Source organism: Ruegeria sp. CG8, from assembly GCF_056537165.1.
Window position 1 is genome coordinate 61,361 of record NZ_JBQFRA010000001.1, and the last position, 18,963, is coordinate 80,323.

Consider the following 18,963-nt stretch of genomic DNA (forward strand, 5'->3'; position numbering starts at 1 on the left):
CCGGACAAGCGCGGGTTGAGTTTCTATTTGCTGACGATTTCCACGGTATAGGCGCGCCGGGCCGAGGCCGGCGGCGGCGGGAAGGGCGCGGCGGCCCGGACCTGCGCCAGTGCGACCTGATCCAGCCGGGCCGAACCCGAGCTGCGGGCGACGCTGACCGACGCCAGCGCACCGTTGTCGGCGATACGAAGGGCCACCAGAACCGAGCCTTGGATGTTCACGCTTTTTCGACGGGCGCGCAAAATCTTGCGCATGACCAGACCGGCATAGGTGCTGGCCTCGGCATTTCCCTGTTCCTGCGCGGCGCGGTTCGTCCGTTTCGCCGAGGCTGCCCCGGTCGCCGCCTTGCCGGTGGCGCTGCCCTTTTTGCGGCTGTCCGCGGCATTGCCTGTCGGGGTGGGTGGTTTTGGAGGCCGGGCCTGCTGCGGCTGGGGTTTTTGCAAGGTCGGTGTATGGGCGTTCTGCCGCTGGGCCGGGGCCTGCGCCCGCACCCTAGTGGCCGGCTGCGCGCGCGCACGGTCGGCCGGGGCCTCTGGCGCGGTCTGTGCTGCGGAAACGGGTGACTGCTGCGCGGCCGCCGGGGGCGGGGCCACGGTTCCGGCCGCATGATCCCGGAACGAGGACCCCAGCGCCGCAGGGGCAACCGCGCCACCGCCTTCGACGAAAACCGCCTCGTCCGTGTCGAATTTGAACAGGGCGGCGGCGTGGGCCGCGGCGGCTAGCACGACCAGCACGGCGGCCATGATGCGGGATTGCGGGATCATGGCAGGCCCCGCTCGGTCACAACGAAGACCCGGTTGGCGCCCAGGACCCGCAGGGCGTCGCTGACCTGTTTCAACCGCACCGCCGGCAAGGCCCGGTCGGGCACCAGCCGCACGGCATCCAATGGCAGGTCGATCAAGGCGCGCTCGACATAGGCTGCCACATCCGTCAGCTCGGCCCCGCGATATTCCAGCACGCCGTCGGCGCGGATGACCAGCGCATCCGGGGGCTCGCGCCCTTCAAGATCCGCCGTCCGCACCAGTTGCACCGACTGGCCCAGGGGCGGCGCCAGCGTGCCCGCGATCATGAAGAAGACCAGCATCAGAAAGACCACGTTGATCAGGGCGATCGTCGGCTCGCGGCCGGGTTTCGTTTTGGGGGTCAGCCGGATCATCCGATGACCTGCGTGCTGAGCCGGGACACGGGTTCAAGGGCTGTCAGCAAGTCGATCAACTGCTGCGAGGTCGCCCCGCCGCCCAGGCTGATCAAGGCCAGCTGGTCGGTTCGGCCGTCGAACCGGGCGGCAACCGCGTCGGGCGCGACTTCGGTGCCGTCGATCAGGATGCGGTCGCGCTCCAGCTTGATGAACCGGATGGACCGCTGGGCCTGCGACCCGCCCGCCGCGGCGGTGGTCAGCTCGATCTCGGCGTATTTCGAAAAGGTCGAGGTGAGCATGAAGAACAGCAGCAGCAGAAAGATGACATCGATCAGGGATGTCATCGACAGGCGCCGGCGCCGCCTTTTGCGGGTTTCAAGCGCCATGGGCCAGCGCCTCGGAGGACGGGATGGCCGGGCGTGGCGCGGCGGCGTGGCCGGGGGCAAACACCGTGCGCAGGGCGCGGTTGGCAAAGACCCGTTCGCGGGTCATGCGCGCCTCGAACCAGGTCAGGACCAGCGAGGTGGGCATGGCCACGGCCAGCCCCGCGGCGGTCGTCATCAACGCAACCCAGATGCCGCCGGCCAGCAGCGCCGGATCCACCGCGTTGCCGGCCTCCTGAAGGGTGCGGAAGGCCTCGATCATGCCCAGCACGGTGCCGAACAGCCCCAGCAGCGGCGCAAGCTGCGAGACCATGTCCAGCACGTTCAGCCCGCGTTCCAGCCCGGCAAAGCGCGCTTCGGCCTCGGCATCGGCGCGGTCCATCAGTTCCGGCCCGTGCCCCTCCAGCGCCATGGCGACCACCGGGGCCAGATAGCTGCGGCTTCGGTCCAGATGCGCGCGCGCGGTTGCCCGGTCGTTGCGGTCCCAGGCTTCGATGGCCTGCGACAGCTCGACATGCCGTCCGACCCCGGCGGCCTTGTACTGCCACAGCTTGTAGAGGATCAGCGCCATGGTCGCGACGGAGGTCGCGATCAGCACCGCCACGACCGGGCCGCCCAGGTCCAGAATCGCGGTCAGTCTTTGCAGAAACGCATCCATCGGATCATCCAATCAATTCGGTTTCAAGGCGGCTGCGCAGCGTCAGGTCGGACAGGCAGGCATCGGCCAGATCACCGGGATAGGCGCAGTCCTGCACCCCGTTGATCAGGATCCGGCTGATCTGATTGCAGGCCAGGCCAGCGAATTTGAACTGGCGCACGCGGGGCCGCCCGGCGGGCAGGTCCTGGAAATCCAGCAGCGTCAGCAGGGCCACTTCCCCTTGCGCGCCGAACAACACCGTTTCATAGACGGCGCCGCCGATATCGGCGGGGTGGGCGTTTTCGACCACGAAGCTCAGCAGGCAGCCCTGATCCTGGTCCACGGCCGAGCTGAGCTCGATCGTGACGCCGCCCGCGCCCTGGGTGTCTGCGGCACTGGCCAACCCCGCCCCCGCGATGGGGGGCAGGGCCAGCAGGACCGCCCGAACAAGGTGATGCACGGCTTTTGTCATGACGGGTCCTTTCCATGTGGGGTTTAGAAGGTCTTGGCCACGGTCAGCTTGAAATTCCGGCCCGGCGAAATGCGGGTCGACAGGTTCGGCTGATAGGCCTTGTCAAAGATGTTCTCGATCCCGGCGCGCAGTTCGAAGCCTGCCAGCGCGCCCTCTTGCGGCAGATAGGTCGCGCGCAGGGTGTTCACCCCGTAGCCGCCCACCGGACCGCCTGAGGAATCGAGCCCCGACCTGGCGCCGAAGATCTCCCAGCTGACATCCAGGGTTTCGCCGAACCGCTTGCCCAGGGTGATCCGCGCCGAGTCCGTGGGTTCGTTGCGCCACGGCGATCCGATGCCCGCCGCGCTGAATTCGGTGGCGCTGACGATGTTGGCGTTGAAATCGACGTAGAAGCCCGTGGCATGGGCATAGGACGCCTCGATCTCGACGCCCTCGGTTTCGACCTTGGACAGGGGCAGGGACGGGGTGCCCGACACGTACGAGGTGATGTCCCACAGATCGGTGCTGTAGAGATTGACCTTGGCGCGCACAACGTCGCCGGCGGCGAAGATGTCGCCGCGGTCATAGGAAAAGCCGGCCTCCCAGGTGCGGGACTTCTCGGGCTGGGTCATGTAGAGCGGTGTGCCCAGATCATCGATGATCGGCAGGCTTTCGGTATAAGCCCCGCCCGCGAACACCGCGAAGCCGCTGGCAAATTCATAACGGGCCGACAGGCCGCCCATCAGCGCGTCGTTGTCATAGCTGGCGTTGAAGGGCACCGCCGCGTCGCCGTTGCCCTTGATGTCCTGCGTTTCGTACCGCAGCGCGGGCGTCACGGTCAGCTGGTCGCCGAACTGGATGTCGTCAACGGCAAACAGCGCGACGCGGCGGTCGGTGCCGCCCGGCGCCGATGGGGCGTCCAGCCGCTCGCGGTCGATGAATTCCACCCCGAACCGCAGATCATGCGACGCGGCCCCGGTCTGGAAATACGCGCTGTTCTTGATCGTCAGCTTGGTGGTTTCGTAATTGTGCGTGGCATCGGCCAGCGCCCGGATGCCGGGGAAGAAGGGCGTTCCCTCCAGACTGGACGAACCGGGCACATAGCTGCTGTCGATGGATTGTTCGGAATAGCTGAGATTGACGTCCAGATCGACCAGATCGTTGCCCGCCGGCCGGTACTGGTAACGCAGAACGGCGATCCGGGTTTCGATGTCGCGGTCCACGTTGCCGAAGGCGTCCGCCGTCGTGCCGAAGGAATCATAGGGCACGTCGCGCTCTTCCGAGGAGGACTGGTTCCAGGACGCGGTGATCGAATGTTCAAGGTTGTCGCCAAAGCTGTATTTCCCCTTGGCCAGCAGCGACGGCAGGGTAAAGGCGCTGTTGCCGATCGTCTCGCCGTTCCCGTCCTTCTGATCGCTTTGGTCGCGATAGGTGTAGTTGAACAGGAATTCGGTCTGCCGGTTGGGTTGCCACGCAAGGATCGACGACGAGGCAAAGCCGCTGCCGTTGGAATACCCCTCGAGCGTCTGGCGGAAGCGGAACCCCGGCTCGCCGCCGGTAAAGTCCGACGCGTCCTTGGTTTCCAGCTGAACCACGCCGCCGACGACGCCCGAGCCGTATTCGAAGGACCCGACCGTGCCGCGGATGACCGAGACGCTTTTGTACAGCTGCGGATCGGTGAACAGCTGGTTGCCGATCCGGTAAAGCTCTTCCGCGCCGGTGGTGGCGCCGTCGACTAGGATCAGAACCTTCTGGTCGGTGCCGAAGGTGCCGTTGGCCCCGTATCCGCGGATATTGATGCCCGATCCTTGCGGGGTCGAGCCGTTCACCAGGGTGACGCCGGGAACCGAATCGATCAGTTCGGCCACCGTGTTGGCCTGACGGTCATCGATCTCTTCCTGGTCGATATTCGTGACCGGAACCGCGGTGGCGGTCTGGATCTCGCGTTTGCTTTCGCCCAGTTCCAGGGTCCCGAGGAACCCGTCATCCTGTTCCTGCGCCCAAACCATGGACGCCATCAAACCAAGGCAAGAGGCAGTCCCAAGCAGGCCTGCAATATGAGTACGCGCACGCATTTCTGTCCCTTCGAAACAAGTGTGAGGACCGGAGATGCTTGCAGTTCGCTGGCGCTGGTCAGTTTTTTTTCTGTTTTTTGGAATCGCCTGTTCGCGGCGACTTGTGCTCGTTAATAAAGGTGACTAAAACAGTCAACATAATTTCGTGCCTGTAATTTTGGCACTGCCAGCAGGGCGCTGTTTGCGATCAGCACCCGGGCCAGCACCCCCTTGGAACCACGAAGAAGACGGGAAACCCGCTATGGAACAGGTGCTTATGGCTCCTCAGGATATTCGTGCCGCCTATGCGCAGAAGACAGGCCAGCGAGACCGCGATTTCGCGGAATCGCTGGGGTTGAGCGAGGGCCAGCTGGTCGCGGCCTTTGCCGGGCAGGGCGTGACGCGGCTGAACCCCGGCCTTGACGGGCTGTTCGGCCAGTTGACCGGGTTGGGCGAGGTCATGGCGCTGACGCGCAACCCGTCCTGCGTGATCGAAAAGATCGGGCGATACGACAATTACCACGGCGGCCAGCATGCCGCGATGGTGCTGACCGAAGAGATCGATCTGCGCATGTTCCCCGCGCAATGGCACCATGTCTTTGCCGTCGAGCGGGAAACCGAGGCCGGTCTGCGCCGCTCGATCCAGGTGTTCGATGCGGCCGGGGACGCGGTTCACAAGATCATCCTGCGCGATGGCTCGGACCTGGGCCACTGGGACAGCTTGGTCCGGACACTGGCTGCCGAGGATCAAGGCCAGACGATGGCGGTCGCGCAGCGCAAACCGGCCGAAGCGCCCAAGGCCAATGCCGACAAGGTCGACGCGCTGCGCCGCGAATGGGCCAAGATGACGGACACGCACCAGTTCCTGCGCCTGACCTCCAAGCTCAAGATGAACCGGCTGGGCGCCTATCGCATCGCGGGCGAACCGCTGGCCCGCGCGGTTGATCCCGCGGCGGTCACCGGCCTGTTCGAACAGGTGAGGGATCAGCAGATTGAGGTGATGATCTTCGTCGGCAACCGCGGCTGCATCGAGATCCACGGCGGGCCGGTGCGGAATCTTCAGCAGATGGGGCCGTGGTTCAACGTGCTGGATCCGGGCTTCAACCTGCATCTGCGCAGCGATCACATCGCCGAGGTCTGGGCCGTCGACAAGCCGACCCAGCGCGGCCCGGCGATCTCGGTCGAAGCCTTCGACGCGGACGGCGCCCTGATCCTGCAGATCTTCGGGCGCCGCACCGGCGAGGCCGATCATCGCCCTGCCTGGGACGCGCTGGTTGCCGCGCTGCCCGGCCCGGCCGATACCGGAGCGGCATGATGCGGGGATTGGTGACACTTTGCGCCGCTTTGCTGGTTTCGGCGGCGGCCGCGCAGGCCGAGAGCAAACGCGTGATCGCCATCGGCAGTTCGCTGACAGAGATCGTCCATGCCCTGGGCCAGCAGCACCGGCTGGTCGGCCGTGACCGCAGTTCGAGCTGGCCGCCCGAGGCCGCGGATCTGCCCGATGTCGGGTATCGCCGGTCCCTGTCGCCCGAGGGCGTGCTGTCGGTTGCGCCCGACCTGATCCTGGCGCTCGAAGGGTCGGGCCCGCCCGAGACCATCGCGGTGCTGCAAGAGGCCGGCGTGGATTACGTCACCATTGCCGACGAATTCTCGCGCGATGGCGTCATCGACAAGATCCGCGCCGTGGGTGTCGCGCTGGGGGTCGAGGCCGAGGCCGAAGCCCTGGCGGCCGAAACCGCACGCCGGCTGGACCTGGCGCTGGCCCAGGCGTCCGACGCGCAGGACGCGCCGGTGAACGTGCTATTCCTGCTTTCGGCTCGGGGCAGCGAATTTGTCGTCGGCGGGGCCGAGACCCAGGCCGATACCATCATTCGGATGGCAGGAGGCAAAAACGCGGCCGCGGGTGTGACGGGTTTCAAGACGATGACGCCGGAAGCCATGGCCGCCACCGCGCCGGACGTGATCCTGATGATGGAGCGCCAGGGCGAGCCGATCCTCTCGGAGGAAGAGCTGTTCGCGCTGCCCGCGGTCCGGCTGACTCCGGCGGGGCGGAACCGGGCGCTGATCCGGATGCCCGGCGCCTATCTGCTGGGCTTTGGCCCGCGCACCGCCGACGCGGTCATGGATCTGTCGGCCGCATTGCGGGGCGTCAGGGGCTCATGACGCTGGCACTGGACAACGGCGCGCCCCCGACCGCCGCGGCCCGCAGGTCGCGGGCTGCATGGGTGACCCTGGCCCTGATCGGCCTTCTGGCCGTGACCAGCGTGGCCAGCATCTCGGTCGGCGCGTCCGAGGCCTCGTTGAAGATGGCCGTTTCAGATCTGCTGCATGGCCGGGGCCTGTCGGATCTGAACCGGATCGTGCTGTGGGACATCCGCCTGCCGCGGCTGGCGATGGGCATCCTGGTCGGCGCGGCGCTGGCGGTGTCGGGCGTGGTGATGCAGGGGCTGTTCCGCAACCCGCTGGCGGATCCGGGAATCGTCGGCGTCAGCGCGGGGGCGGGGCTGGGCGCGATCACCGCCATCGTCTTCGGCAACCTTCTGCCCGCCGCCGTTCTGGCCTGGGTCGGCAGTGGCCTGATCGCGGTTGCCGCCTTTCTGGGCGGCTGGGCGTCGGTCCTGATCCTCTATCGCGTTTCGACGCGCCAGGGGCAGACCTCGGTGGCCACGATGCTGCTGGCCGGCATCGCCCTGGCGGCCCTGTCGGGCGCGGTGTCGGGGGTCATGGTGTACATCGCCGACGATCAACAGCTGCGCGATCTGACCTTCTGGGGCATGGGGTCGCTGGCCGGCGCGACCTGGACCAAGGTCGCCACTGCCGCGCCCTTGATCCTGGCGTCGATCCTGTGCGCGCAGCATCTGGCCCGCGCCCTGAACAGCCTGGCCATGGGCGAAGCGGTGGCCCATCACATCGGCATTCCGGTGCAGCGCAGCAAGAACATCGCGATCCTTACAGTGGCCGCCGCCACCGGCGCGGCCGTGGCAGTGTCGGGCGGGATCGGGTTCCTCGGCATCGTCGTGCCGCATCTGCTGCGGCTGGGCACCGGCCCCGATCACCACCGGCTGCTGGTGAATGCGGCCTTGCTGGGCGCCGCCCTGTTGCTGGCCGCCGACATGATCAGCCGGGTGATCGTGGCCCCGGCCGAGCTGCCGATCGGCATCGTCACGGCCATTCTGGGCGCGCCGGTGTTCTTCTGGATCCTGCTGCGCCGCCACGGATCGATGGGAATGTGAATGATGAAAGCTGAAAATGTCAGCGTCCGTATCGGGCGCAAGCAGATCCTGCGCGAAGTGGATTTCCTGGCTGAACCCGGACAGGTCACTGCGATCATTGGGCCCAACGGCTCGGGCAAATCCACGCTGCTTAGGGCGCTGTCGGGCGACATCCCGTACACCGGCCGTATCACCTTGAACGGTAAGGACATCGCGGCCCAGCAGCCCTGGGAACTGGCGGCGATGCGGGGCGTTCTTCCGCAATCCTCGGCGGTCGCCTTTCCTTTTACCGCGCTGGAAGTCGTGCGCCTGGGCCTGCCCGGCGGCCTGGCCGACGGCGACGACGCCCTGCCGTCGCGCGCGCTGGCGCATGTCGATCTTGCGGGGTTCGAGCCGCGCTCGTACCAGAACCTGTCCGGCGGCGAGCAGCAACGCGTGCAACTTGCGCGCGTTCTGACCCAGGTCTGGAGCTCGGTGCGGCGCGACCGGCCGCGCTGGCTGTTGCTGGACGAACCCGTCGCCAGCCTGGACATCGCGCATCAGTTCACGGTTCTGCGCATCGCGCGCGAATTCGCCGATCAGGGCGGCGGCGTCGTGGTCGTGATGCATGACCTGAACCTGACCTCGTTGTTCGCCGACAAAGTCTGCGTTCTGTCGAACGGAGAGGTCTGGCGCACCGGGGCGGTTTCGGACGTCATGACCGACGAGGTGATGCGGCAGGTCTATGGCATCGATCTGCCGGTCAGCACGCTGCCGGCAACTGACGTTCCGTTTGTCTTGCCGCAGGCTCTGGTTTGAGGCCCAATCCCCACTGAACCAAACTGCATTGCAGCCAAATTTCATGCTGCAGGCGTACCAATCCAACGTACGGTCCCACGGGCTTCACCCCGACGCGTGGGACCGTTATTCGGAATTTAGCGAAACCATTTTGCGAGAATTTCGAAACCGTGACCCCGGTTCGAAGTTGCGCTTGATGGGTCAAACGGCAGGTGCTTCACTTTTTTCAGTGCGGGGCGTGTTCACATGCGAAACGCGCTCAATACACCCGAGACGCTGACCCGATCTCGACGATCAGGCCCGTCTGCCTGGTCGCTTTCGATCAACGAGAATCAGCGCCGAAGACGACCAACATGGAGAGATGCAACATGAACAAACTTGCTACGTTACTGGGGGGCGCATCGATGGCGGTCGCTGCCCCGGTTTTTGCTGCCGATATCGTGATCGGTGTGCCGAACTGGGCGTCGGTGAACGCCACCGCGCACATTCTTGAAGTCGTTATCGAAGAAAACCTTGGCCTTGATGTCGAATTGCAGAACGGCACCAACCCCATCGTTTTCGAAGCGATGGATTCCGGAGCGATGCACGTCCATCCGGAAGTCTGGATGCCGAACCAGCAGAACCTGCACGACACCTATGTCAAGCAGAACGGCACAGTCGTGATGAACGAGAACCCGGTTCAGGCCGAGCAGGGTATGTGCGTTCCGACCTACATTGCCGAGGAATATGACATCAAATCCATCGACGACCTGAGCGATCCGGACAAGATGGCCATCTTCGACACTGACGGAAACGGCACCCCGGAGGTCTGGATCGGCGCACCCGGCTGGGCGTCGACCGTGGTCGAGAAGATCCGCGCCAAGTCCTATGGCTATGACCAGATCTTCGAACTGACCGAGTACGAAGAAACCATCGCCTATGCCAACCTGGCAAACGCGACCAAGGCCGGCGATCCGTGGATCGGGTTCTGCTACAGCCCGCACTACATCTTCGTGACCCAGGATCTGACCGTGCTGGAAGAGCCGCCGCATGATCCGGCCACCTGGACGATCGTTCAGCCGACCGATGACCCGGACTGGCTGGACAAGTCCGAGGCCTCGACCGCGTGGAACGGGGCAACTCTACACCTGCACTACGCCAAAGAGCTTGAGGAAAATCACCCCGAGGTCGCGGCCCTGTTCCGCAACTACCAGATGCAGGGTGATGATCTGAGCGCGATGGGCAAGGCGCTGGCCGTGGACAACATAGAAGCAGCCGATTTCGCCCGCCAGTGGGTGGCTGAAAACGAAGACACCGTTATCGGCTGGCTGACGAACTAAATCACAAACGCATGGGGCCGTCGCGACTGATCGCGGCGGCCCTTTGCCTGTTTGCCGGGATGCAACCCCGTAGATGAGGGGCAAATGGACGAACCTGTCGTAAAACTAGAAAATGTCTGGAAAATTTTCGGCGCACGGGCCGAAGAAGCCATGGCTGCGGTCCGGAATGAAGGTATTGGAAAACCTGAAGTTCTTGAAAGATTCAATTGCGTGGTCGGCGTTCAAGGCGCCACGTTCGAAGTGCCGCGCGGCGAGATTTTTTGCATCATGGGCCTGTCGGGTTCAGGCAAGTCGACCCTTGTGCGCCATGTCAATCGCCTGATCGAGCCCACGGCCGGAAAGATCGAGATCATGGGGCAGGACGTGTCCAAGATCTCCGAGTCCGAGCTGCGTCGCATTCGCGCCCAGCAGATCGGGATGGTGTTCCAGCACATGGCGCTGATGCCGCACCGCTCGGTGCGCGACAACGTGGCCTATCCGCTTGAGATCCGCAAAGTCTCGAAATCCAAGCGCTGGGCGGTGTCCGATCACGCGCTGGGACTGGTGGACCTGACCGGCTACGAGGACCGGCTGCCCAAGGAACTGTCCGGCGGGATGCAGCAGCGCGTGGGCATTGCGCGCGCGCTGGCCTCGGACCCGGAAATCCTGTTGATGGATGAACCATTCTCGGCACTGGACCCGCTGATCCGGCTGCAATTGCAGGATCAGTTCAAGGCGCTGGTTGCGCAGCTGAAAAAAACCACGCTGTTCATCACACATGACCTGGACGAGGCCATTCGCATCGGCCACCGCATCGCCATCATGAAGGACGGTGTGATCGTCCAGATCGGCACGCCCGAGGACATCGTGATGAACCCGGCCGACGACTACGTGCGCGAGTTCGTGCAGGGCATATCCAAACTCAAACTGGTCAAGGCGCATTCGATCATGGAGCCGCTGGACAGTTATTCCGGCCCGCTGGATGGCGCGCCGCGTGCCGATGAGGGCGCAGACCTCGACCAGCTGATCGACCTGGCCGTGAACACCGAGCTTCCGGTGGTGATCACCGATGGCGGTCAGGATGTCGGCGTCGTGACCAAACCACGCCTGTTGCGCGGAATTCAGGGGGGCAAAAATGACTGATGCAACCACGGAATTGAAAGTCACGGCCGCCTCCGACATCGAGGTGGACCGCGAGGCGCTGGATCGGTCGATCCACGAATTCGCAGGCCCCAATGGTGACTACTACGTCAACGCCTTTCACAAGATCCACGATGCGACCAGTCCGATCCCGAACACGTTCAACCTGTGGGCGGCGGTGCTGGGGCCGTTCTGGTCCGCCTCGCGGGCGATCTGGGGGATGTTCTGGACCTTTCTGATCCTTGAGATCATCGCCTGGGTGCAGATCGGGCGCGGTGCCTGGGGCAACCCAGGGGCCGATCTGGCCGAACGCGCGGCCCGTCAGCAGGAACGCGCAAACGAGCTGCTGGCTCGCGCGGCGGATGCAACCGAAAAGGCAGATATCGACCGGTTCAACAAACTGGCCGCAAATATCCAGAAAGCGGCGGACAGCAGCCTTGAGAAAGCGCAGCTGGCACAGTCCGAAGCCCTGGGGATCATGGTCACCGGGCTTCTGATGCTGTTGGTTTTCAAGCTGGTTCAGGGGTTCTACGCTGACCGGGTGTACGAAAAACAGTACTCGAACTGGCGGATCAACCCCGACAACACCGAAAGCGGCCGCTCCACGCGGAACACGGTTCTGGGTGCGGTTCTGATCGCTGCGATCGGACCGCTGATCGTTTACAAATTCACGGTGAATGCCTCGCTTCCACTGCTGGATGCCTTCCCCGAAAAACAAGTATCCGAGATGATACTCGGGCCTGATCAGGGAACACTGTTCTCGGTCGTGGCCAGCTGGATGGAGGCCCGGATCGACGCCGCAGCCGCCGCGGGCGGAGACATTTTCGACGGGATCGTTGCCGGTGTACGCTCGGTTCTGGACGGGCTGACCGTGGCCCTGATCGGGTCGCCTTGGCCGGTGGTCATGCTGGTGATCTGCGTGACCGCGTGGCGCGCGGCGGGTCCGCGCGTGGCGATCTTCACCGCCGCGTCGCTGGCCTATATCGCGTTGCTGGGATACTGGGACGTGGCAATGGAGACGGTGGCACTGGTGGGCGCGGCCGTGCTGCTGTGCGTCACCTTCGGCATTCCGCTGGGCATCTGGTTCGGCAAGTCCAAACGCGCCTATCGCGCGGCCGAGCCGGTGTTGGACCTGATGCAGACTCTGCCGGCCTTCGTGTATCTGATCCCGATCATCGCCTTCTTTGGCACCGGCAACCCGCCGGGCATCCTGGCCACGATCATCTTCGGCATGCCGCCGGTGATCCGCCTGACGGCGCTGGGCATGCGCGGGGTGCCTGAAAGCATCAAAGAGGCCGCCGTGGCCTTTGGTGCCTCGAAATGGCAGTTGCTGAAGGACGTGGAAATCCCGCTGGCGCTGCCGTCGATCATGACCGGCGTGAACCAGACCATCCTGATGTGCCTGTCGATGGTCGTGATCATCTCGCTGATCGGCGGCGGGGGCCTGGGCAAGGAAATCCTTGAGGCGCTGCAATACGCGGCCAAGGGGCCGGGCCTGCTGGGCGGTTTTGCGATCCTGTTCCTGGCCATGGTCATGGACCGCATCGTTCAGGGCGCCTTCCGACGCGAAGACGAAAAGATCTGACACGGCAGCCGCCCCCCGGATCACCCGTGGGGGCGGTTTCATTTCAGGGCGGGGAGATATGATGGCGGACCGCTACGAACAATCCATGATGGACAACCTTTACTGGTGGGGCGTGCCAACCCTGTTCCGGTGCCCCCATGTGGGGCCGCAGGACCAGAATATCGCCCTTGTGGGCGTGCCGCATTCCGCCGGCAACGGCACCACCGAACGCGACCAGCATCTGGGCCCGCGTGCGCTGCGTCATGTCTCGGCCGTGCAGCGCCGGGTGCATTCGCTGTTCCAGATCGATCCGTGGTCGAGCGCGCGCATCGCCGATGTGGGCGACGTGCCGTTCCCGCGCGCCAACGACAACGAAGACTGCATCGAGCGTATCACCGCCTTCTACCGTGACATAGACGCGGCCGGTGCGCGGCCCGTTTCGGTAGGCGGCGATCACTCGATCACGGGCGGGATCGTGCAGGCGTTGGGCCGAGGCGAACTGGCGGGCGGGCAACCGGTCAGCTTTCTGCATCTGGACGCGCATACGGATGTGTTCACCAAGGTTGATCATTTCCTGGGGGCCAAGAAGTCGGCCGCGCATTGGGGAGCTTACCTGGCCGATCAGGGGCAGGTGGACCCGACCCGGTCGATGCAGATCGGGTTGCGGGGGCATCCGCGCAGCCTGGACTGGCTGCAGCCTTCATATGACTATGGCTACAACATCGTCACCATGCGCGAGTTTCGCCAGCGTGGCTTGGCCGATGTGGTGGCCCAAACGCGCGAGGTTCTGGGCGACCGGCCGGTCTACATCACTTTCGACCTCGACTGTCTTGATCCGACCATCGCGCCGGGCGTGTCGAACCTGGAACCCGGCGAAAAGGGTTTTGACATCGACGAGGCCGTGGGCATCCTGCATGCCGCGCGGGGGCTGAACATCGTCGGCGGCGATGTGGTCTGCATGATGCCGACCAAGGACAGCCCCAACAATATCACCGCGCTGACGGCGGCGGCGGTCATGTTCGAGATGATCGCGATGATCGCCGAGAACGTCGCGCGGGCCTAGCGCCGCGCGTCGATCGCCTGGGCCAGCACGCAGAGCAGTTCGAACATCAGCGAAATGCCCAGCCATGCGGTGCCGCCCGATGGATCGAAGGGCGGCGAGACCTCGACCAGATCCGCGCCGACAAGGTTCAACCCTTCCAGCTTGCGGATGACCTGCTGGGCCTGAAAGCTGTTGGGGCCGCCGATCTCGGGCGTGCCGGTGCCGGGGGCATGGGTGGGGTCCACGAAATCGATGTCATAGGTGCAATAGCAGGGCGCGTCGCCGACGATGGAGCGGACCTCGGTCATGACATCGGCGATGCCGCGGTCGAACAGCTCTTCGATGCGAATGATGCGGATGCCCTGCGCCTCGCCCCATTCGATATCTTCGGTGTTGTAGGCGGTGCCGCGAATTCCGACCTGCACGAAGCGTTCGGGATCGACCAGACCCTCTTCGACCGCGCGGCGGAACGGGGTGCCATGGGTATATTTGTGCCCGCCGAAATAGCTGTCGAACAGGTCGGTATGGCTGTCGAACTGGATCAGCCCCAGCGGGCCGTCGCTGGCCAGCGCCCGCAGGACGGGCAGGGTGGTCAGGTGATCGCCGCCGGCCGTTAGGGGCACGATGCCGCGCAGCATCAGGTCGGTGTAGAAGCGGGTGACGCGGTCCAGCGTATCCTCGATATCCACCGGGTTGGGCGGCACGTCACCCAGGTCGGCACAGTTGACCAGCTCGAACGGGGCAACCCCAGTCACCGGGTTCATGGCGCGGATCATGGTGGATTGGTCGCGCAACTGCCGCGGCCCGTGCCGCGCGCCGGGCCGGTTGGTGGTGCCCCCGTCCCAGGGGATGCCGACCAGCCCAAGCTCGACCAGATCCATCCGGTCGTCGTCCGAGGTCAGGGCCGGCAGACGCATGAAGGTGGGGACACCGGCAAAGCGGGCCAGCTCCATCGCCGAGACGGGTTGAAAGAACGCATTTGCCATGAGGCCCCCTGTGTCTTCGTTTGCCCGAGCCTAGCGCCAAGCCCGCGCCAAAAACACCCGGTCCGCGACACAACGGCGTCGGATCAGGACAGAATCCGGAAATTGGCGCGGATCTCGGCCTCTTGTTCGGGGCTGAGGTATTGCGGGTGATGCGTGCGCAGGATTTTACGCGCGCGGTCGCGGGCGGTTGACCAGGCATCGCGGGCGCCGCTGTCCTGCCAGCTGCGCGGCTCGGCCCGGTCGGCAAGGGCGGGGTAGAAATAGTCGCGCTCCATCGCTGCATGGGTGTGGGCGCTGCCCAAGAAATGGCCCTCGCCCAGAACCGACTGGCAGATCGCGTCAAAGCCCAGGTTTTCTTCGGTCACCTCGATCCCGCGCAGGGCGCGATAGGTGTGCGAATGCATCTCGTCATCCAGAACGAACCCCTCGAAACTGACCCCCAGCAGCGAGGCCGTCATGCCCGAGCTTTCGTAGATCAGGTTGCCCCCGGCCAGCGCGGCGGCCAGCGAGGTGATGCCCTTTTCGGCGCCGTATTGCGCGTCGATGGCCTTGGCATCGGTCATCGAACAGGCCACGCCCGAGGGCAGCCCCAACCAGTTGGTGATCTGGGCCGAGGCCGCGTTCAGCACGGCGGTTTCGCCACTGCCGCCCGAAAACGCGCCGGTGCGCAGATCGATGATGAAGGGCCAGTTGGAAAACACCATGGGAAAGCCCGGCCGGATCGCGTTGACCATGACCAGGCTGGCCAGGGTTTCGGCCAGCGACTGGGCCAGAAACCCGGCCATGGTTGCGGGCGCGGTCGCCCCGGCTTGGGCTGCGGTGATGCAGGACATGGGGATGTTGTGCGCGATGCATTCATAGACCACGTCCACCGCATCTTCGCCGTACCGCAAGGGCGAGATCACCGGACTGATATGCGCCTTCAGAAACGGGCGTTCCGCAAAGGCGCCCTGGCCTCCGGCGGCGATATCCAGCATCCGCACGATGGGCGCGACATGTTCAGCCAGCGTGAACGAGGTCGCCACCGGTTTGGTGGTATTCCGGATCAGCGCATAGGCGGTATTCACGTCCAGATCGAAATTGTCCGGCACGTCGGTGGCGACGCAGCATCGGGTGAACCAGCTGACATTGGCCAGCGTGTCCTGAAGGCGGGTGAAATCATGCAGATCGGCCAGCGTCGACGGGCGATAGAGCCCGCTGTCCAGGTCCAGCGTCTGGACCGCTGCTCCGCCGGTGCCGAAATGCACGCGGTCGCCGCCCACCCCGATCGACCGGGCCGGGTCGCGCCCGTGCAGGGTAAACCGCTTGGCGGCCCGCCGGACCGCGCCTTCGACCATCGCTCGTGGAAAGACCAGCCGTCCCGGCGGGCCGGGCCGCGCGCCAGCGGCGATCAGGTCCTGTGCCAAGCGGTCGGGCACTTCACCCATGCCCAGCGTTTCCAGTAGGCGCACGGCGGTGTCGTGGATTGCCGCGATCTCGGGCAAGGTCAGGGGTTTGTACTGCCCGCCGATCTGGCCGGGCGGGCAGGGGTCAAATGCCGGTTTGGCCGCCCGTTGCGCCAGCCTGGCCCGCCGCCCGCCGCGTTTGCCCTGTTCTGGCATCTCCGAAGGCTCCTGATCCGATCCTGCCCTGCAGGGTATGCGGCAACGCGGGGTGCGGCCAAAGCGGAAATGCCGTTTTGAGAAATCTCAATCCCCGTTTCGATTTTTCGGGACCGGCCACTGCGCCATTGCCCGCCCGCTGCGTCGTTCGGCAGGGTTCGGGGAATGTCAGAAGGAGCACACCCATGAAATCGCGCACCAAGGTCGTGGTGATCGGCGGCGGAATCGCTGGCTGTTCAACCCTGTATCACCTGACGCAGGAAGGCTGGAGCGACGTGGTTCTGGTGGAGCGAAACGAGCTGACATCCGGCACCACATGGCATTCGGCCGCGCAGGTGACGAATTTCGGAATGAACCAGACGATGGTGGGGCTCAAGTCGCATTCGATCCGCCTGTACAAGGAACTGGCCGAGGACCCGGACTATCCGATCAACTACCATCATGGCGACGGTGGCATCCGGTTGGCCAATACCGAAGCGCAGATGCAGGGCTATCGCCATTTCGCGTCGATGGCGCGGGGGATGGACGTGCATTTCGAGGTGATCGACGCACAGGAATGCGCCCGTCGCCACCCGCTGATTTCCATCGACAATCTGTTGGGCGGGCTGTGGGATCCGCTGGACGGGGATATCGACCCGGCGCAGCTGTGCCAAGCGCTGGCGCGGCGGGCGCGCAAGGCCGGGGCCGAGGTCTATCGCAACACGCCGGTCACGGCCCTGACCCAGCACAAGGATGACACCTGGACCGTTCATACCGAGCACGGCGACATCGACTGCGACATCGTGGTGAATGCCTGCGGGTACCGCGTGAACGAGGTGGGCGCGATGATGGGCGTACACCATCCCGTGGCCTCGATGGAGCACCAGTATTTCCTGACCGAGGAAATCCCCGCGATCCGCGATGCCGGCCACCGCATGCCGCTGCTGCGCTGCCCGATCAGCGACTATTATTGCCGGCAGGAAAAGAACGGGCTGCTGTTGGGCTTCTACGAACAGGACTGCAAGACCTGGGGCATGGACGGGATCGATCCGAACTTCGTCAACGCGCTGTGCCCGGACGATCTGGACCGGGTGACCGATGTGCTGGAAGGCGCGTTTGCCCGCATGCCCGCCCTGATGGAGGCCGGGATCCACACGGTCGTCAACGGCCCTATCACCTACACGATCGATGGTGCACCCCTGGTCGGGCCGATCCCCGGCAAGCGCAACGCATTCTGCATCATCGGCCTGCGGGCCGGGCTGGGTGAGGGGGGCGGCCACGGCTGGCTTCTGGCCCAGCAGATCGTGCATGGCGAGGCCTGCTATGACACCTGGTGCCTCGACCCGCGCCGGTTCGCCGGGCATGCCAATGTCGAGCTGACCGCGCTGAAGGCGATCGAGGATTACCAGAATGAGTTCCGCTTTCACTTTCCGCACGAACACCGCCCCGCCGGGCGGCCCGCCAAGACAACGCCGCTGACCCCGGTTTTGGCCGCCGAGGGCGCGGAATTTACCGTGGTGAATGGCTGGGAGCGGGTCGAGTACATCAAGCCCGCGCCCGATTTCACGCCGACACTCAGTTTCGATTTTGACGAAACATTCGACGTGATCGCCGCCGAGGTTGCCAATGTGCAGCAGAATGCCGGGCTGGCCGAGGTGAACGGGTTCAACCGGATCGAGATCACCGGTACCGACCGGCATGGGTTCCTCGACAGGATGGTCTGCGGCGCGCTGCCCCGTCGCCCGGGTCGGGTGGGGTTGGCCTATCTTCTGAATCACAAGGGCATGGTCAAGGCCGAGGCGACCATTGCCAATCTGCCCGCCAGTGACCGGGGGCCGGATCGGGTTTGGTACGGCTCGGCCGCAGCGGCCGAACTGCATGACATGGATTGGCTGTCCCGGCACATCGCCCCCGACGAGGACGTGCAGTTGCGTAGCCTGACCAACGACCAGACCATCCTGGTTCTGGCCGGGCCACGGGCGCGTGACGTGCTGTCGGCCTGCTCGCGCGGGGATTGGTCGCGGGACGCCTTCCCATGGCTCAGCGTACGCGAGTGCTTTGTCGGGATCGCGCCCGCTACCGTGGTGGGCGTCAGTTTCTCGGGCGAGTTGGCCTATGAGATCCATGTGCCCAACGCCTCGCTCCATGCGGCCTATCTTGCGCTGCGGCAGGCCGGACAGGCCTTTGGCCTGCAACTGTTCGGCGCGCGGGCAGTCGAGTCGATGCGGATGGAGAAGACCTTCCTGCATTGGAAGGCCGACCTGATCACCGAGTTCGACCCGTTCGAAACCGGGTTGGGCCGCTTTGTTCGGCTGGACAAACGGGAGTTCATCGGGCGCGCGGCGCTGATCGAACGGCAGGCCAAAGGGCCGTCGCGCAAGTTGGTTGCCCTGCAGGTGCAAGCCGCGCACGCGCCCGCGCATCCCGGTGCGTCGCTGATGGCAGGGGATCGGGTGGTGGGAACGGTGACCTCGGGCGACTGGGGGCATCGTACCGGGCTGAACCTTGCGCATGCCTTTGTCGAGCCACACCAGTCGCCCGAGGGCAGCGAGATGATGCTGGACCTGTGCGGTGACAGGGTTCCGGCGCGGGTGATTCCTGCCTGCCCCTACGATCCCGACTTCATCCACATGCGCAGCTAATTGGGGTGACCAACATTCACCATTGCCCGAAAGCCAAAACTCTGTTTCGCTAGTTTCGA

The 18,963-nt window shown here is 64.9% G+C and carries 17 protein-coding genes; 9 read left to right on the top strand and 8 right to left on the bottom strand.

The features are described 5' to 3' along the window. Window positions 1-23: 23 nt before the first annotated feature. The 6 genes from ACR0EF_RS00260 to ACR0EF_RS00285 are packed head-to-tail and all read right to left on the bottom strand — an operon-like array spanning window position 24 to window position 4,627. Window positions 24-764, bottom strand: coding sequence for an energy transducer TonB (locus ACR0EF_RS00260; RefSeq protein ID WP_170371887.1), 741 nt, complete (start codon window positions 762-764; stop codon window positions 24-26). Next, entirely contained in the window at window positions 761-1,156 is a 396-nt protein-coding gene (locus tag ACR0EF_RS00265; protein ID WP_170371885.1) for an ExbD/TolR family protein, read from the bottom strand. Before ACR0EF_RS00265 ends, ACR0EF_RS00260 begins: the two co-directional genes overlap by 4 nt. Further along, complete coding sequence (locus tag ACR0EF_RS00270) at window positions 1,153-1,524, bottom strand: biopolymer transporter ExbD (RefSeq protein ID WP_170371884.1); 372 nt, start codon at window positions 1,522-1,524, stop codon at window positions 1,153-1,155. The genes ACR0EF_RS00265 and ACR0EF_RS00270 overlap by 4 nt, the downstream gene beginning before the upstream one ends. Then, window positions 1,514-2,179: a MotA/TolQ/ExbB proton channel family protein gene (locus tag ACR0EF_RS00275; protein ID WP_170371882.1), complete on the bottom strand. Its 666-nt coding sequence runs from the start codon at window positions 2,177-2,179 to the stop codon at window positions 1,514-1,516. Before ACR0EF_RS00275 ends, ACR0EF_RS00270 begins: the two co-directional genes overlap by 11 nt. A gap of 4 nt (window positions 2,180-2,183) precedes the next feature. After that, window positions 2,184-2,630: a hypothetical protein gene (locus ACR0EF_RS00280; protein WP_174825194.1), complete on the bottom strand. Its 447-nt coding sequence runs from the start codon at window positions 2,628-2,630 to the stop codon at window positions 2,184-2,186. A gap of 23 nt (window positions 2,631-2,653) precedes the next feature. Continuing rightward, window positions 2,654-4,627, bottom strand: coding sequence for a TonB-dependent receptor domain-containing protein (locus ACR0EF_RS00285; protein ID WP_254438846.1), 1,974 nt, complete (start codon window positions 4,625-4,627; stop codon window positions 2,654-2,656). 298 nt (window positions 4,628-4,925) lie between these two features. Here ACR0EF_RS00285 and ACR0EF_RS00290 point away from each other — a divergent pair, with 298 nt between their 5' ends. The 8 genes from ACR0EF_RS00290 (at window position 4,926) to ACR0EF_RS00325 (ending at window position 13,717) form a co-directional block, all read left to right on the top strand. Then, entirely contained in the window at window positions 4,926-5,978 is a 1,053-nt protein-coding gene (locus ACR0EF_RS00290) for a hemin-degrading factor (RefSeq protein WP_170371881.1), read from the top strand. Continuing rightward, window positions 5,978-6,826, top strand: a complete 849-nt coding sequence (locus ACR0EF_RS00295) for a heme/hemin ABC transporter substrate-binding protein (RefSeq protein ID WP_367646397.1) — start codon at window positions 5,978-5,980, stop codon at window positions 6,824-6,826. The genes ACR0EF_RS00290 and ACR0EF_RS00295 overlap by 1 nt, the downstream gene beginning before the upstream one ends. Next, complete coding sequence (locus ACR0EF_RS00300; protein ID WP_170371878.1) at window positions 6,823-7,896, top strand: FecCD family ABC transporter permease; 1,074 nt, start codon at window positions 6,823-6,825, stop codon at window positions 7,894-7,896. Before ACR0EF_RS00295 ends, ACR0EF_RS00300 begins: the two co-directional genes overlap by 4 nt. After that, window positions 7,897-8,673 carry a heme ABC transporter ATP-binding protein gene (locus tag ACR0EF_RS00305; RefSeq protein WP_170371876.1) on the top strand — a complete coding sequence of 259 codons (777 nt, stop codon included), beginning with the start codon at window positions 7,897-7,899 and terminating at the stop codon, window positions 8,671-8,673. It abuts the gene before it with no gap. Between the two features lie 347 nt (window positions 8,674-9,020). Continuing rightward, a complete protein-coding gene (locus tag ACR0EF_RS00310; protein ID WP_170340226.1) occupies window positions 9,021-9,971 on the top strand; it encodes an ABC transporter substrate-binding protein in 951 nt (316 codons plus the stop codon). 84 nt (window positions 9,972-10,055) lie between these two features. After that, window positions 10,056-11,093 (top strand): quaternary amine ABC transporter ATP-binding protein, encoded by a 1,038-nt coding sequence (locus ACR0EF_RS00315; protein ID WP_170339611.1) that lies wholly within the window; start codon window positions 10,056-10,058, stop codon window positions 11,091-11,093. Next, window positions 11,086-12,675 carry an ABC transporter permease gene (locus tag ACR0EF_RS00320; protein WP_093964482.1) on the top strand — a complete coding sequence of 530 codons (1,590 nt, stop codon included), beginning with the start codon at window positions 11,086-11,088 and terminating at the stop codon, window positions 12,673-12,675. Before ACR0EF_RS00315 ends, ACR0EF_RS00320 begins: the two co-directional genes overlap by 8 nt. Before the next feature lie 61 nt (window positions 12,676-12,736). Next, entirely contained in the window at window positions 12,737-13,717 is a 981-nt protein-coding gene (locus ACR0EF_RS00325) for an arginase family protein (RefSeq protein ID WP_170369887.1), read from the top strand. On the opposite strand, the gene ACR0EF_RS00330 is transcribed toward ACR0EF_RS00325, so the two are convergent. Beyond that, window positions 13,714-14,682, bottom strand: a complete 969-nt coding sequence (locus ACR0EF_RS00330; RefSeq protein WP_170371874.1) for an agmatinase — start codon at window positions 14,680-14,682, stop codon at window positions 13,714-13,716. The two genes, ACR0EF_RS00325 and ACR0EF_RS00330, sit on opposite strands and share 4 nt — an antisense overlap. Before the next feature lie 83 nt (window positions 14,683-14,765). Continuing rightward, window positions 14,766-16,283, bottom strand: coding sequence for a trimethylamine methyltransferase family protein (locus ACR0EF_RS00335; RefSeq protein ID WP_170371872.1), 1,518 nt, complete (start codon window positions 16,281-16,283; stop codon window positions 14,766-14,768). Window positions 16,284-16,468: 185 nt separating this feature from the next. On the opposite strand from ACR0EF_RS00335, the gene ACR0EF_RS00340 reads away from it, so the two are divergent. Beyond that, on the top strand, window positions 16,469-18,904 hold the full coding sequence (locus ACR0EF_RS00340) for a GcvT family protein (protein ID WP_170371870.1): 2,436 nt from the start codon (window positions 16,469-16,471) through the stop codon (window positions 18,902-18,904). Window positions 18,905-18,963 lie beyond the last annotated feature (59 nt).